Annotated in this window: 11 protein-coding genes and 4 pseudogenes; 6 read left to right on the forward strand and 9 right to left on the reverse strand. The window is 56.6% G+C overall.

Going from position 1 to position 14,926, the window contains the following annotated elements; translation table 11 throughout:
- Nucleotides 1-214 precede the first annotated feature (214 nt).
- Nucleotides 215-1,486: a cytosine permease gene (gene codB / locus ACA073_RS17690; protein WP_497398183.1), complete on the forward strand. Its 1,272-nt coding sequence runs from the start codon at nt 215-217 to the stop codon at nt 1,484-1,486.
- Nucleotides 1,487-1,499: 13 nt separating this feature from the next.
- On the forward strand, nt 1,500-2,744 hold the full coding sequence (gene codA, locus ACA073_RS17695) for a cytosine deaminase (protein ID WP_497398185.1): 1,245 nt from the start codon (nt 1,500-1,502) through the stop codon (nt 2,742-2,744).
- 112 nt (nt 2,745-2,856) lie between these two features.
- On the opposite strand, the gene ACA073_RS17700 is transcribed toward codA, so the two are convergent.
- Nucleotides 2,857-3,849: a diaminopimelate epimerase gene (locus ACA073_RS17700; protein ID WP_497398187.1), complete on the reverse strand. Its 993-nt coding sequence runs from the start codon at nt 3,847-3,849 to the stop codon at nt 2,857-2,859.
- 164 nt (nt 3,850-4,013) lie between these two features.
- Between ACA073_RS17700 and ACA073_RS17705 the strand changes: the two genes are divergently transcribed.
- The gene (locus ACA073_RS17705) at nt 4,014-5,165 is read left to right on the forward strand and encodes an MFS transporter (protein ID WP_497398189.1); all 1,152 of its coding nucleotides are present in this window, start codon (nt 4,014-4,016) and stop codon (nt 5,163-5,165) included.
- A 203-nt stretch (nt 5,166-5,368) separates the two neighbouring features.
- Here the strand turns inward: ACA073_RS17705 and ACA073_RS17710 are convergent.
- From ACA073_RS17710 to ACA073_RS17740, 7 genes and pseudogenes are all read right to left on the reverse strand, one after another.
- Nucleotides 5,369-5,446 (reverse strand): annotated as a pseudogene (locus ACA073_RS17710) (hypothetical protein); the annotation flags it as partial.
- A 340-nt stretch (nt 5,447-5,786) separates the two neighbouring features.
- A pseudogene (locus ACA073_RS17715) lies at nt 5,787-5,864 on the reverse strand (hypothetical protein); the annotation flags it as partial.
- Between the two features lie 269 nt (nt 5,865-6,133).
- On the reverse strand, nt 6,134-8,557 hold the full coding sequence (locus tag ACA073_RS17720; protein WP_497398191.1) for a TonB-dependent siderophore receptor: 2,424 nt from the start codon (nt 8,555-8,557) through the stop codon (nt 6,134-6,136).
- A gap of 97 nt (nt 8,558-8,654) precedes the next feature.
- Entirely contained in the window at nt 8,655-9,638 is a 984-nt protein-coding gene (locus tag ACA073_RS17725; protein ID WP_497398193.1) for a FecR family protein, read from the reverse strand.
- Nucleotides 9,639-9,786: 148 nt separating this feature from the next.
- Nucleotides 9,787-10,287, reverse strand: coding sequence for a sigma-70 family RNA polymerase sigma factor (locus ACA073_RS17730; protein ID WP_497398195.1), 501 nt, complete (start codon nt 10,285-10,287; stop codon nt 9,787-9,789).
- A 203-nt stretch (nt 10,288-10,490) separates the two neighbouring features.
- Nucleotides 10,491-10,793, reverse strand: a complete 303-nt coding sequence (locus ACA073_RS17735; RefSeq protein WP_497398197.1) for a hypothetical protein — start codon at nt 10,791-10,793, stop codon at nt 10,491-10,493.
- Nucleotides 10,794-10,853: 60 nt separating this feature from the next.
- Nucleotides 10,854-11,213, reverse strand: coding sequence for a DUF6124 family protein (locus ACA073_RS17740; protein ID WP_497398199.1), 360 nt, complete (start codon nt 11,211-11,213; stop codon nt 10,854-10,856).
- A gap of 511 nt (nt 11,214-11,724) precedes the next feature.
- Here ACA073_RS17740 and ACA073_RS17745 point away from each other — a divergent pair.
- The 3 genes and pseudogenes from ACA073_RS17745 to ACA073_RS17755 form a co-directional block, all read left to right on the forward strand.
- Nucleotides 11,725-12,117 (forward strand): annotated as a pseudogene (locus ACA073_RS17745) (queuosine precursor transporter); the annotation flags it as partial.
- A gap of 284 nt (nt 12,118-12,401) precedes the next feature.
- Entirely contained in the window at nt 12,402-13,385 is a 984-nt protein-coding gene (locus ACA073_RS17750; RefSeq protein WP_497398201.1) for a hypothetical protein, read from the forward strand.
- Between the two features lie 203 nt (nt 13,386-13,588).
- Nucleotides 13,589-14,356: a sulfite exporter TauE/SafE family protein gene (locus ACA073_RS17755; RefSeq protein WP_497398203.1), complete on the forward strand. Its 768-nt coding sequence runs from the start codon at nt 13,589-13,591 to the stop codon at nt 14,354-14,356.
- Nucleotides 14,357-14,481: 125 nt separating this feature from the next.
- Here the strand turns inward: ACA073_RS17755 and ACA073_RS17760 are convergent.
- A pseudogene (locus tag ACA073_RS17760) lies at nt 14,482-14,649 on the reverse strand (7-cyano-7-deazaguanine synthase); the annotation flags it as partial.
- Between the last annotated feature and the right edge of the window lie 277 nt (nt 14,650-14,926).

Consider the following 14,926-nt stretch of genomic DNA (forward strand, 5'->3'; position numbering starts at 1 on the left):
AAGGCGGTGTGTCAGGCACCAGAGATGTCGACTGACCCACCGCATTCGCGAGCAAGCCCGCTCCCACATGGATCTTGTGTTCTTTCAGGTGCACCGGTTTCGTGCCCTTCCCCGCTCCAAACTTCCCCGCTCGTCTATACATAACCACAGCCCTGGAGTTTGGCACGACCACTGCAACCCCCTCTCGCGTCACCCATTCAGCAAGGAACGCCCCATGACGCACAACGATCCCGGCAACGATTACCCCCTCAGCGAAGTCCCGATGCACGCCCGCAAAGGCCTGGCCTCAACCGCCATGGTGTTACTGGGTTTCACCTTTTTCACTGCCACCATGTTCGCCGGCGGCAAGCTCGGCGTTGCGTTCAGCTTTGGCGAGATGATGGCGGTGATCATCGTTGGCAATCTGCTGCTGGGCCTCTACGCCGCAGGCCTTGGCTACATCGCCTTCAAGAGCGGCCTCAATTCGGTGTTGATGGGGCGGTTCTGCTTCGGTGAGGTGGGCAGCAAGCTCAGCGACCTGATCCTCGGCTTCACCCAGATCGGCTGGTATGCCTGGGGCACGGCCACGGCGGCCGTGGTGCTGGGCAAGTATTTCGAATTGAGCGATGGCACCGTGCTGGGCCTGATGGTGGTGTTCGGCCTGGTGTTTTGCGCCACGGCGTACGTCGGTTATCGCGGACTGGAGATTTTGTCGTACATCGCGGTGCCGGCGATGATGCTGCTACTGATGCTGTCGATGTGGGTCGCCACGGTGAAAGTCGGCGGGCTCGATGGATTGCTGGCCGTGGTCCCGACCGGCACTCTGGACTGGTCGACCGCGATCACCCTGGTGTTCGGCACCTTCGTCAGCGGCGCCACGCAAGCCACCAACTGGACGCGTTTTTCCCGTTCGGCGCGGGTCGCGGTGCTGGCCAGCCTGATCGGTTTCTTCATTGGCAACGGCCTGATGGTGCTGATCGGCGCCTACGGGGCCATCGTCTACCAGCAACCGGACGTGGTCGAAGTGCTGCTGTTGCAAGGTTTCGCGATGGCGGCGATGGCGATGTTGCTGCTGAACATCTGGAGCACCCAGGACAACACCATCTACAACTTCGCCGTCGCCGGCTGCAACCTGCTGCGCACCGGCCGTCGCAAGACCGTGACCCTGGCCGGCGCAGTGATCGGCACGCTGCTGGCACTGCTGGGCATGTACGACCTGCTGGTGCCGTACCTGATTCTGCTGGGTACGGTGATTCCGCCGATCGGCGGCGTGATCATGGCGGACTTTTTCTTTCGCTACCGTGGTCAATATCCTCGACTGGCCGATGCGCAATTGCCGGCCTTCAACTGGCCCGGCCTCACCGCTTATGCGGTCGGCACAGTCGCCGCGTTCGTTTCGCCATGGGTCGCGCCGCTGGTAGGGATTGCCGCTGCCGCGCTAACGTATGTGCTATTGACCGGCCTGCTCGGTGCCCGCAGCGCCAACGCACCCTTACAAGATCTCTAAAAGGATTCACCTGATGCACATCATCAACGCTCGCCTGCGCAACCAAGAAGGCCTGCATGAGTTGCACCTGGAAAACGGCCTGATCAGCAACGTTGCCCGTCAGACCGAAGCGCCGACCCTGGGCCCCGATGATCTGGACGCCGGTGGCAACCTGGTGGTGCCACCCTTCGTCGAGCCGCACATTCACCTCGACGCCACGCTGACCGCCGGCGAGCCGCGCTGGAACATGAGCGGCACGCTGTTCGAAGGCATTGAGTGTTGGGGCGAGCGCAAGGTGACCATTACCGAGGAAGACACCAAGACCCGGGCGAAGAAGACCCTCCAGACCCTCGCCGCCCACGGCATCCAGCACGTGCGCACTCACGTCGACGTGACCGATCCGCAGCTCACCGCGTTGAAGGCAATGCTCGAAGTGCGCGAGGAAAGCCGACACTTGATCGACATGCAAATCGTCGCGTTTCCCCAGGAAGGCATCGAGTCGTATCGCAACGGTCGCGAGCTGATGGAAGAAGCGATCCGCATGGGCGCCGACGTGGTCGGCGGGATTCCACATTTCGAATACACCCGCGATCAGGGCGTGAGTTCGGTGAAATTCCTCATGGACCTGGCGGAGCGCACCGGTTGCCTGGTCGACGTGCATTGCGATGAAACCGACGACCCGCATTCGCGCTTTCTCGAGGTGCTGGCAGAGGAAGCCCGCAGCCGCGACATGGGCTCGCGGGTCACGGCCAGCCACACCACGGCCATGGGTTCTTACGACAACGCGTACTGCGCCAAACTGTTTCGCCTGCTCGGGCATTCGGGGATCAGTTTTGTCTCCTGCCCGACCGAAAGCATCCACCTGCAAGGGCGCTTCGACAACTTCCCGAAACGCCGTGGCGTTACCCGGGTGAATGAGTTGCTCGAAGCGGGGATGAACGTGTGTTTCGGCCAGGATTCGATCGTCGACCCGTGGTATCCGCTGGGTAACGGCAACATTTTGCGGGTGCTCGAAGCGGGTCTGCACATCTGTCACATGCTCGGGTATCGCAACCTGCAAAGCGCGCTGGACCTGGTGACCGACAACAGCGCCAAGGCCATGGCGTTGGGTGATCGTTATGGACTGGAGCGCGGGCGGCCGGCGAATTTGCTGATTTTGTCGGCGGACAGTGATTATGAGGTGATTCGTAGTCAGGGGTTGCCGCTGTACTCCGTGCGCGCGGGCAAGGTGTTGATGAAGCGGGAGATGCCGGTGGTGCAATGGGCGGACCTACCCTGAATTTTTGGTGATTGTGCCGGCCTCTTCGCGAGCAAGCCCGCTCCCACAGTGGATTTGTGAACGACACAGATCCAATGTGGGAGCGGGCTTGCTCGCGAAGGCAATCTCAATATCACCCCATCAACCGCGCCGTACCAAACAGGCTGACCCGACTCAATTCGCCCTGCTCTTCTTCCAGCAAAATCGGCGCCGTACCACCGGGCATCACCACTTTCACTTCACCCGCCACCACCCAACCCACCCGCCAGGCCGCACACGCCACCGCGCTCGCGCTGGTGCCGGACGAGGCCGTCGGCCCTTCCCCACGTTCAAACACCCGAGCAGCAATTCGCCCCTCGGACTCACGCATCGCCCATTGCAAATTGATACCCGCCGGACACGGCCGCCCTGCCCCGGTCGGCATGGCGTAGGCAATTTGCGTCAAGCCTTCGGACAACCTCGCTTCGCGCATCTGCTCATTCGCCGGCAATGCCTGCGCATTGTCCACAAGTGTTACGCAGTGCGGATTGCCGACCCGCACGAACTGGCTGCGAGACCAGGCCGGATCCAGTGCCGACAGCGGTTGTACGTGGCTAAGCTCACGATCGTTGAATGCCACGCCGGGCACCCCTTGAGCACTGACCGCCTCCGGCCCGAACGCCGGTTTGCCCAGATCCAGCCAGAAGCCCTGCACACCTTCGACTTGCGCGCTGTTCACTGATGTTTCACCCGGTGAAGGCGTATCGGCCTTGTCGTGATGAACCCTGAGTACACAGGCCTCGTTTTCCGGAAACAGCCCTTGGTCACTGAGCGCCCGGGAAAAAATCGTCAGCCCGTTGCCACTGCGCTCAGCCAAGGTGCCGTCGGTGTTGACGATCAACAGATCGAACGGCGGCGCTGATTGAAACGGCCCCACCAGCAGTCCATCGCAGCGATGGTCCTTGCTGCGGGGCGGTTGCGTGCCCGGCGCCCAGGCGCAGAACGCCTCGATGGCCGACAACGTCCATGCCGCGCGGGCTTGCGCCGCGAGACTGGCCTGTTCAGGTAAATCGATCCCTTCGCGACGCACCGCGTCAGGCGCCACCACCGCGTAGATGTTGCCTCGCGCATCGTAGAACGGCGTCATGGCGCCTCCTGTACAAACATCGAAGGCGACAACATATCGCGAAACAGCGAAGGGCTGTGCAAGGATGTCACCCTGCCTGAACGCGAAACCGTCCGGACGCTGATCGAACCTCACCGGTGAGTCACTGTCCCTTGGGGACGCGACGTTTTTTGCCAAGGATCGATATGACCAACCTCAACACCCAGACCACCTTCGTGCCCGGACGCCTGGAGCAGATGTCCACGCGCGTGGCTTTTTTCATCGCCGGGTTCGGGATTGCCGCGTGGGCGCCGCTGGTGCCGTACGCCAAGGCACGGGCCGGGCTGGATGAAGGGACCCTCGGTTTGCTCTTGTTGTGCCTGGGGGTGGGCTCGATTCTGGCGATGCCGATGGCCGGGATTCTGGCCACGCGTTTCGGCTGCCGGCGCGTGGCGGTCGGCGGGACCTTGTTGATCTGTGCGGCCCTGCCGCTGTTGGCGACGGTGTCGTCGATACCCGCGCTGATCGCGGCATTGTTCATGTTCGGCGCGGGCCTGGGCACGGTGGATTCGACGGTGAACCTGCAAGCGGTGATCGTCGAACGGGCCAGCGGCAAGACCATGATGTCGGGTTTCCACGGGCTGTTCAGCCTTGGCGGGATTGTCGGTGCGGCGGGCGTCAGCGCGTTGCTCGGCTTTGGGGTTTCGCCGCTGGGGGCAATGCTGGTGGTGATCGTGCTGCTGCTGATCGCGCTGTGCAAAGCCGCGCCGCACATGTTGCCCTATGGCAGTGAAAGTTCGGGGCCGGCATTTGCCGTGCCCCACGGCATCGTGCTGTTCATCGGCGGAATGTGCTTCATCGTGTTCCTCGCCGAAGGCGCGGCGCTCGACTGGAGCGCGGTGTTCCTGGCGCAGGAACGCGGGATCGACACGGCGTATGCAGGCCTGGGTTATGCCGCGTTTGCCTTGACCATGACCGTGGGCCGGTTGACCGGAGACGCGATTGTCCACCGCCTCGGCGCGACTCGGGTGCTCGTGGTCGGTGGACTGACGGCGGCCGGGGGTCTGTTTCTGGCGACATTCGCACCCAGCTGGGAGCTGGCGCTGGTGGGTTATGCGCTGTTGGGGGCTGGCTGTTCGAACATCGTGCCGGTGCTGTACACCGCCGTGGGCAAACAGACGGTGATGCCGGAAAGCGTGGCCGTGCCTGCGATTACGACGCTGGGTTATGCGGGGATTCTGGCGGGGCCTGCGGTGATCGGTTTCATCGCCCACGGCAGCAGTTTGAGTTTTGCCTTCGGGCTGATGGCGGTGTTGCTGGTGGCGGTGGCTATCGGCGGGAAAGTGTTGAAAGTCTGAACACAAAATGTGTGTACGACGCTCAACAAGTGTGGGAGCGGGCTTGCTCGCGAAAGCGGTCTGTCAGTCACATTTATGTTGGATGTGAAACCGTATTCGCGAGCAAGCCCGCTCCCACATTAGATCTTTATCGTAAACAAACTTTTGTTCACTGGAGATCCCTGTAAAAGCGGGCTTGCCCGCGATGAAGGCGACTCGGCGTATCAGAACCCGACACTGGCCTGCACAAAGAGCGTGCGTGGCGCGCCGACGTAAATGCCGGAGTTGTTGTCGCTTGTTTTGCCTTCGGGTTGCTGGCGGTGTTGCTGGTGGCGGTGGCTATCGGCGGGAAAGTGTTGAAAGTCTGAACACAAAATGTGTGTACGACGCTGAACAAGTGTGGGAGCGGGCTTGCTCGCGAAAGCGGTCTGTCAGTCACATTTATGTTGGATGTGAAACCGTATTCGCGAGCAAGCCCGCTCCCACATTAGATCTTTATCGTAAACAAACTTTTGTTCACTGGAGATCCCTGTAAAAGCGGGCTTGCCCGCTCCCACATTAGATCTTTATCGTAAACAAACTTTTGTTCACTGGAGATCCCTGTAAAAGCGGGCTTGCCCGCGATGAAGGCGACTCGGCGTATCAGAACCCGACACTGGCCTGCACAAAGAGCGTGCGTGGCGCACCGACGTACATGCCGGAGTTGTTGTCGCTTGTTTTGCCTTCGGGTTGATGGCGGTGTTGCTGGTGGCGGTGGCTATCGGCGGGAAAGTGTTGAAAGTCTGAACACAAAATGTGTGTACGACGCTGAACAAGTGTGGGAGCGGGCTTGCTCGCGAAAGCGGTCTGTCAGTCACATTTATGTTGGATGTGAAACCGTATTCGCGAGCAAGCCCGCTCCCACATTAGATCTTTATCGTAAACAAACTTTTGTTCACTGGAGATCCCTGTAAAAGCGGGCTTGCCCGCGATGAAGGCGACTCGGTGTATCAGAACCCGACGCTGGCCTGCACAAAGAACGTGCGTGGCGCGCCGACGTACATGCCCGAGTTGTTGTCGCTTGAGCGGGTGAAGTACTGCTTGTCGAAGATATTTTTCACCCCGGCGCCGACTTTCAGGTTCGACAGCTGCGCGCCAAAGTCATAACCACCCCGCACGTTCCAGGTGACGTAGCCCGGAATGTCGCCGTACTGACCGTCGGCGGTGCCTTCGGTGATGTAGTTGTTGGTGAAGCTGCCATCGCCATTCACCGCAACGCCCGGCGAGCGCTGTTTGGACTGGGCAAACGCATCGAGGTTGTAGGTCCAGCGGTCGATGTCGTAACGCAGGCCGGCGGTCGCTACCTGACGCGAGTAGAACGGCAGGTCGCGGCCCTTGAAGCCGGGAATCTCGCCTTCATAAACGGCGCGCGTGTAGGTGATCCCGGCGTTGGCGGTCAAGCCGTCGAGCCGTGAGTCCAGTGCCGCCATGTCGTAGTGCATCGAAGCCTCGATGCCCCGGTGCGTGGTCGCGCCGAGGTTGGTCCAGCCCGCGTCGTTGCTGATGTACTGCAACTCTTTATCGAAGTCGATGTAGAACAGCGTCACTTCGCCGCCCCACACGTCATCGTTGTAGCGCGTGCCGACCTCATAGGTCTTGGCCTTTTCCGGCTCCAGACCATTGGCGGTGCTGTCACCCGTGCCACCCTGGCCGAGCTGGAAATACTGCAGGCTACCGAACGAGGTTTCGTAGTTGGCGAACAGCTTCCAGGCATCGGAAATGTGATACATCACGCTCAAGGCCGGCAACGGCTCGTTGCTTTCGATGCTGCGGTTCTTTTCCAGCACGCGCTTGCCGGCGGTGTCGAGCACGGGGCGATCGTGCCAGTCGGTGCTGATGTGTTCGAAACGAATGCCGGGCGTGATCGTCCAGTTGCCGACATCGATTTTGTTATCCACGTACACCGAGTTGGCTTCAGTGCCGCCGGTGCGATCCTGATACACATGGCCGTCCGAACCCGGGCGCACCACCGGTTCGTTGTTGACCAGCGCCAGACGGCTGGCCTCTTCGTGCATGCCTTCCTTCAGGTAGCGATATCCGACGCTGACTTCCTGGGTGGTCGGGCCGACGTCGAACACATGGGACACCCGTGGCTCGATGCCGAAGGTGTAGTAAGTGCGCGGGAACGAGCCGAGGGTCTTCTGATCGCGGGCGGCAATGTTGCTGCCACGGAAGCTGTCCGAGTAGTAGGTCAGCACTTCGGCCTGAGTGCGGTCATCGATCTGCCGCGCCCACTTGAACGAGATGTCCTTGCGACGCCCGCTGAAGTTGTCGTTGTTGCGGTCGGACTGAAACGGATTGGCGTCGTATTGCTTCTGGGTCAGGCCGCCGGGCATGTCGGCGCTGGCGTCGTAGTAGTGCAGGTTGAGGCTGAAATCGTCGACATCGGTCGGTGCCCAATGGGTCTTGAGAATCACGTCGTCGATGTCGTTGCCATTGTTGCGCTCACGGTAACCGTTGCCGTTCACGCCCGAGTACAACAGCGCCACGCCGATACCGTTGTCCGCGGTGCCGCCGGCGAACGCCGTGTCGATATGCTTCCAGCCACCGTGCCGGGAGGTTTCCAGGGTGGTGCCGATTTCAGCGGAGGCTTTTTCCGGGATGGCGCGGGTCACGAAATTGATCACACCGCCGACGTTCTGCGGCCCGTAGCGCACGGAGCCGGCACCGCGAACCACGTCGATGCTCTCAAGGTTGCCCGAGGAGATCGGTGCCATGGACAACTGTGGCTGGCCATACGGGGCGAAGGCGGCTGGCACGCCGTCGATCAGCACCGTGGAGCGTGGTGACAGACGCGACGTCAGGCCTCGTACACCGACGTTCAGGGAAATGTCGCTGCCGCCGGTGCCGTTGGCGTCCTGCACTTGCACACCCGGCACGCGCTTGAGCACGTCACCGACGTTCATCGCACCCTGCTCGACCATGGCTTCGCGGCGAATCACCGTCCGCGCGCCAGGGTGGTTTTGCACCACGGCGGCATCGGCGTCGCCAAGCCAGTCGCCGACGACCTTGATGTCGGTCACGCCCAGTTCCAGCGGGCCGTTGGCGGCGGAAGTCGGCGCGGGAGTCAGGGTCACCGAACCCTCGTCGATCTGATACTCAAGGCCGCTGCCTTGTAGCAACTGGCGCAGGGCCTGTTCCGGCGAGAGATTGCCGTCCACCGCCGGCGCTTGCTTGCCGGCCACCAGCTCAGGGCTGAAGAACACCTGAAGCGAGGTTTGCTGGCCCAGTTCACTCAGCGCCTGACCCAGGGGTTGCGCCGGGATATGGATCGCGTCGGCGGCAAAGGCCTGAGGCAACGCAACGTTGACCGCCAGCGCGAGGGCCAGCGGCAACCAAGGGGATTTATTATTTTTAGCGGTGGATTTTTTCACGTCGAACGTAGTCCTGTGGATCGCAAAAGTGTGCGCTTGTTAATGCAAACCAGTTGCAGTTGGACAAGAAGACGATGAACTCGAAAAAAACCTGAATTTATTTTGAAATTATTTCCTGACTGCCGTCATCGAGGGTGCGCACGGCCACCGGCAGGATGTTCGGCAAGGCCTTGAGCAGCGCGTCGGTGTTGTCGGATCTGAACACGCTGGTCAGGCGCAGATGGCCGACGTTGTCGCTGCCGACGGTGAGGGGTTTCTCCCGATAGCGCGACACTTCCTCGGCCACTTCGGCCAGGCTGGCGTTGTTGAACACCAGTTTGCCGCTGCGCCAGGCGGTCAATTCCGCCGGGTTAACGGCATACGCCGCCGCGACAGTGCCTTGGCCGTCAACGCGTGTACCGAGGCCGGCGGTGAGATTGATGAATTCATTGTCGGGCGCACCGCGCCCCTGAACCTTGACTGTGCCCTGCTCCACCACGACCCGGGTTTCGCTGACGCTGCGACGCACATCGAAGCGGGTGCCGGTGACCTTGACCTTGCCGCTGCCCGCCTCGACCACGAATGGCCGATCGCTGTCGTGCGCGACGCTGAACATGGCCTCGCCTTCCGTCAGCTCGATGGCACGATGGCTTTTTTCATAGCGCACCTGGAGGCGGCTGCGGCTGTTCAGATCGATCACCGAACCGTCCGGCAACGCCACCTGGCGACGCTCGCCCAGTGCTGTCGAATACTCGGCGGTATAAGGCGCCGGTTGATTCAAACCGCTGAACAGCCCCAAACCCAGCGCCACGGCCAATACACTGGCCGCCACCGCATAACGCATCAGCGGACGACGTTTGCTGCGGGCCGGCGGGGTTTCACACAAGGCTTGCAGACGCGCGGCGGGCACAAGATCCGCCGCCGTCCACAAGCCCTGAAGCCATTGAAATTCGTCGCGATGCTGAGGGTGCTCGTTCAGCCACAGCTCGAAGCGTCGATATTCCTCGACGTCGACGGCCGGCTCCTGCAAACGCACAAACCACTGCGCCGCCTCATCGCGAACCGTTGTTTGCCCGCACGCACAATCACGAGTATCCATCATGGAAGTTCCTGTTTGGCTGGGGGTGAGAAGGCTCGGCGCCCTTGTTTCGTGTAGGAGCTGCCGAAGGCTGCGATCTTTTGATTTTCGGCAATCTCAAGGTCCCCAAAAGATCGCAGGCTTCGCCAGCTCCTGAAAAAGCCAGCGCACATCATGATTGCAGTCCGTCGAGGCGGTCGCGCAGATGCCGCAGGGTGCGGATCATATACTTTTCCACCATGTTCTTGGACAGTCCCAGGCGTTCGGCGATTTCGGCTTGGGTCAGGCCTTCGATCTTCTGCCAGACGAACACCTTGCGACAATTGACCGGCAGCTCGGTAAGCGCCCGCTCGATGGAATCAGCCAACTGGATCGCCTGCATGAAATGCTCCGGGTCGCCGGACGACGACACACTGTGATCGATCGCCTCCGACTCCATGGCGCCCCGCCGATCCTCACGTCGATAACCATCCACCGCTATGTTGCGAGCAGTCTGGTGCAAATATGCCCGGGGTTGTTCCACTCCCGCCGAATCGGACTCAAGCACCCGCACGAAGGTGTCGTGGGCCAGATCCTCAGCCTGTTGACGATTTCTCAGGCGACGGGTCCAGGTGCCAACCAACTCTTCGTAATGCTCGAAAAAGCCGTGTCTGCGGGGCAGCTTGGGGGTCATTGCGGTGTGCTGTGAAGACGGGGCGTGAATAGTAATGCTTCCTATTAACCGGAAGCAATGGGACGCCGAAAGGTGCCCGTTTTTCTATGCTGCTCTGTCGTCTCTGAGGCCGCCTTCGCGAGCAAGCCCGCTCCCACATTCGACCGTGTTCGTCTGAAGAAACCGGGTCGAATGTGTGCGGGCTTGCTCGCGAAGGCGCCAGATCAATCACCCATCTTTGACTGATTCACATCGAGCGAGCGCCCGTTTTTCTGCGCTAAAACCTGCCCCTGCAATCGTCGCCCCACGACATCCAGCAGATCACAGCCGTCGCGCAGTGAAGTCACCAACACTCGCGCCAACTCACTGTGGACACCTTCGCCACACGCAAAACTCTCCAGCAGTTGTGTTGCGGTACGAATGCGGTAGGCCGCGGTTTCATGCAACACGTCCAGTGGCGCTTCAGTGTCGATCAGCAATGACGGGACGCTGCAGTCGATGCCGGTAACAGGCATGTATCGATCCATGACGAAAAACCTCCATTGGGAAAAGAACGCAACTACTCAACGCTGGCCGTTGGACGGCACTTAAGACGACCCCCGGGGTGGCGCCAGGTTATCCAGCGCTCGATTGACCAACAGCTCGCCAATTGCGGACAGTTGCTGGATGGTCAATATGATTTGGCGACGCGGCCCCTCCAGTTCCCGAGCGAGATCGGTGGCCATCACACTCAGGGAAGCGAGCGTTTCCGAGACGTGACAGAGCATGGCTTCCGTATCGGCATCCGGCACGACGGTGAAGAAATGGCTGGCTGATTCGGGACGTTTGTGATTGCGCAGGGGCACGCTGACGAGTTGTGTGGAGACTTTAGAGGGCTTGGGTGAATGGACGGTATCGCGGACCGGAAGGGCTGACTGTTCGGTTGCAATTGGGGTGGCTTTTTTCATGCCAGAGCTCCTTTCAAGGTTGAGAAAGCGTCCGTCTCTTGCCAACCATAATTGGTTGACGGTTATACATGGCGGACCGGTAGATTTATTACCAGAAAATTCCATTTTATTAATCAAACAAATTTACATCTGTGTAATTAAATGATTCGTAACCGGCCAATCATTTTGAAATTCAAACAGTTCCAGACCTTAATCGCCAATACTTCATCACCCCAACAAACTTCTGGCACTTCCTAACTACTGTAAGACCATTCGTCAAACCTGGTAGGTAGCTTCTTACATACAATGACTGCGCCAAATTGCGTAATGAAAAACTATTCATCGTTGCGCGACGCGCTTGAAAAATTTATTTTTTGTTCGGGTGACAGGTGTGTAGGATGCTGCACTCAAAGAGGGTCATCCCCGTACGCATGATCTATTGCAACAACAAGCAAATGGCAGATATTGAATGCACAAAAAAGATAAAACAGAAAAATTAAAAAACAACATTAAATACCTGATTAAGAGCCGGGGAGAGACTCGGCTTCCCGGCTTAGCCGGTTGGACACTCGACGAACCCTACGGAGAGGTGATTACGCATGTGTCATCTGTGTTAGTAGCCTCCTGCATATCCTTCCTTTTCTCTGAATACGTCAACTCTTATCTTTTGAGCAGGATAAAAAAATTAACAAATTCAAGATTTCTATTTTTACGAGTTTTCTGTAGTACTTTTTTTGCAGTGATAATAGATAGTTTTCTGTTTTGTTTTATTGCATTTTATGGAGCCATGCAAAATAGCGACATACTCAAAATCGTCTATATTCAAATAGCTATAAAAATGTGCTTCGCAGTTTTCAACATTTTACCTGCCTACGGAGCAAGATCACTATTTAAAAAGTATATAGCTGCCGGCCAACCTATATAAAGCCTGAGGGAGCTAGTGTGCTGTTCTCTAAATAACTTTTCTGTGGTCTTGGCTACATTTCCTCTGTCATTCAGCGCTCGGGAGAACGCAAGTGAACGCCCAAGAGATTGTCCTCAGCCCAGAAGAACAAGCCGAACTGAGCCGCAGAGTACGCTCGGCCACCATCAGCCAACGCTCAGGCCGTCGTGCGCTCGTTTGACCGGATTCTCACTCCCCACAATCACCGCTTCACGCATGAAGTTTCAATTCCAGACCGATAAGCCCACAAGGATGAAGACAAAATCATGAGCTCAGCATCACTGCAAAGCCGCTTCGAAAAAGTTGCAACAAACAAATCTATGCAAGAGTTTGGCAAAATGTTCATTGAGGCATTACCCAGACATCTTGGAAATTTAAAGATACCTGGCCGGACTATAGTCGATAGTCTCAGAAGAGAACCTCTATTCCCGCAGGTTGAGCAAACTGCCGAAATTCAGAACGCAATGCATGAGGTGCTCGACCACCCAATTACTCAAGAGGCTCAAACCCAAGCCGAGAATGCGTTCAACGCATTCCTGGGAAAAAATGAGACAGATGCCGGTGTTTTGAAATTTTTCAATGGTTGGAATGAAACCCATAAAACAACTAGCTTGGTCTCCGCTAAAATCATTATGCGTTTATCAGCGGATGCTCTATCCATATCCGCCGAAAACAGAGCCGACTATAATAATGTTATGGCACATATGCATGAAGTCGCGAAAGACGACTTTGGCCTCGGACACAAAGGCCATGATGGCATGTACGGCTATATGACGGCAGCCTTTGGCGCGCAAGGCTGGGTGAATAGTCAGTATGAGGTTTATGAGTGTGAAGAGTTTTCGGCATTCCTATACGAAACTGGCGTGGCGAAACATAAGTCACCTATGGACTCTATTGAGCATAAACAATCCATCATGGATGCTATGATGGTTTCCATCGCTTCAGAGCTTTGGAACGGACGTGAATATAATTTCATCGCTCAACACATTGAAGAAAAGCTTCTTTCTTTCAATCCATTATTGAGTAGCAACGTTCAAAACCTGCGAAATGCAAAAGGTTATATATTTGGCCACGCTGGCGAGGTGGAAAACAAGCATGGATTACACGCTTTAGCTGCAGCACAAACTTATGGTCGAACGGTAGACTTAAAATTTGATATTGATCGCCTCAAAAAAATAATGCTTGATTACAACAAGCGTGTCGGAAAGGCGTTCAGCTCTTTGCATGGGGCATTGACCTCGACAAGCTAATACATCGCGGACGCTCACGTCGACTCCTCTTATACCCGAATCTTCCGTGCTAGCTGGCAAATTAAAGGTAGGAAACCATGAGACACTCCGATCAATCTATTTCAATTGCACTGCAGGTTGATCGGAACGCCTAATCAGAATAATACTTATAGAGCAAATGTAATAATTCTCAGTAATTAACGAAAATTTCGACTGGATACTTAATGGACTTTGAGCACGTATTAATCGCGTTAGGTTTTTTTGCTTTTTGCGGCGGCTTGATTGACGCAGCAGTCGGCGGAGGTGGATTGGTACAGGTACCAGCACTTATACACGGTTTACCCGGCTATAGTCTTGCTACAGTTCTTGGAACCAATAAACTAGCTGTTTTAGCGGGCAATCTCTCGTCTATATCTACTTATTTGACAAGAATTAGAATTGTATGGAAGCTTATGCTTCCAACTATGATTTCAGCATTTATATTTGCATTTATTGGTGCTCTATCAGTTTCTCTCATCCCCAAAAAACTTATGGAATATGTTGTTTTTATTATCTTGATTGCAATGGCGACTTATACCTTTATCAAAAAAGACTTAGGCCGATTCAGCTCTCACATCCAATGCGGCAGGAAAGAAATCCTCCTTGGAGTTTTTTTCGGAGGTTTAATCGGCTTTTATGATGGAGTCTTCGGTCCGGGCAGCGGCAGCCTCCTTCTTTTTATTTTTGTGAAATACTTCGGGTTCGATTTTCTAAATGCTTCAGCTTCAGCAAAACTTGTTAATTTGGGAACATTTAGCGCCGCACTGATGTTTTTCATCCCTTCCGGCAACATTTTATGGACTGTAGGTGGAGTCGTTGGCCTATGTAATATTGCCGGCTCTCTCACTGGGGTATTTCTAGCTCTGCGTTATGGAAGCGGTTTTATTCGAATATTTTTTCTGATTTTACTTCTATTCCTCATCGGAAGGATGGGAGTGTCCTTATTCCTTTAACCTTCATTCATCTTAATGCGTAGCGTTCCCTCCCCGCCTCCATCAATGGGACAGCTACAGGCCAACACATTCCAAGGTTGCTCTCCGCCCCCTCGCAAAGCTTGGATATTTCACCTGCTGTCCATCACGCCAAGCCGTCTTGAAAGCTGTTGCGCCACTTCAATTTCTGCACGATGGCGCTGGCCATAATCAAACGTAATGCAATGAATTTCGTCGTACATCGGCAATGCATGGATTAAGCAGGTGGTTGAGTCCTGTCCGCCGCTGAAATCGATAACGGCCTTTCTGGTCATGGTTTGTTCTTCCTTGGGAGTGTCCCGGCAGGGTGCCGGGGGCCATTGACCCTATCGGTAAGCTCAAACTCTGGCTGTGGGACGTTTCCGAAATTACCGTCTCCCATTTCCGTTTGTGTCATTTCTTTGCTGGATGAACGTGGCGAACACCCTGTGATGCAGCCCTTGATCTTTTCCTTTGCAGTCGCAGTAATCATTACCCCGATAAATCTCTGTTTTCTCTGAGGCCGCCTTCGCGAGCAAGCCCGCTCCCACATTCGACTGTGTTCGTCTGAAG

The organism is Pseudomonas sp. LBUM1670 (assembly GCF_059695695.1).

Bases quoted from the DNA above. Each gene is read 5' to 3' on its own strand.
- ACA073_RS17700 (WP_497398187.1), bottom strand. From the start codon at position 3,849: ATGACGCCGTTCTACGATGCGCGAGGCAACATCTACGCGGTGGTGGCG.
- ACA073_RS17705 (WP_497398189.1), top strand. From the start codon at position 4,014: ATGACCAACCTCAACACCCAGACCACCTTCGTGCCCGGACGCCTGGAG.
- ACA073_RS17725 (WP_497398193.1), bottom strand. From the start codon at position 9,638: ATGATGGATACTCGTGATTGTGCGTGCGGGCAAACAACGGTTCGCGAT.
- ACA073_RS17755 (WP_497398203.1), top strand. From the start codon at position 13,589: ATGGACTTTGAGCACGTATTAATCGCGTTAGGTTTTTTTGCTTTTTGC.
- ACA073_RS17750 (WP_497398201.1), top strand. From the start codon at position 12,402: ATGAGCTCAGCATCACTGCAAAGCCGCTTCGAAAAAGTTGCAACAAAC.
- ACA073_RS17735 (WP_497398197.1), bottom strand. From the start codon at position 10,793: ATGGATCGATACATGCCTGTTACCGGCATCGACTGCAGCGTCCCGTCA.
- ACA073_RS17740 (WP_497398199.1), bottom strand. From the start codon at position 11,213: ATGAAAAAAGCCACCCCAATTGCAACCGAACAGTCAGCCCTTCCGGTC.
- ACA073_RS17730 (WP_497398195.1), bottom strand. From the start codon at position 10,287: ATGACCCCCAAGCTGCCCCGCAGACACGGCTTTTTCGAGCATTACGAA.
- codB (WP_497398183.1), top strand. From the start codon at position 215: ATGACGCACAACGATCCCGGCAACGATTACCCCCTCAGCGAAGTCCCG.
- codA (WP_497398185.1), top strand. From the start codon at position 1,500: ATGCACATCATCAACGCTCGCCTGCGCAACCAAGAAGGCCTGCATGAG.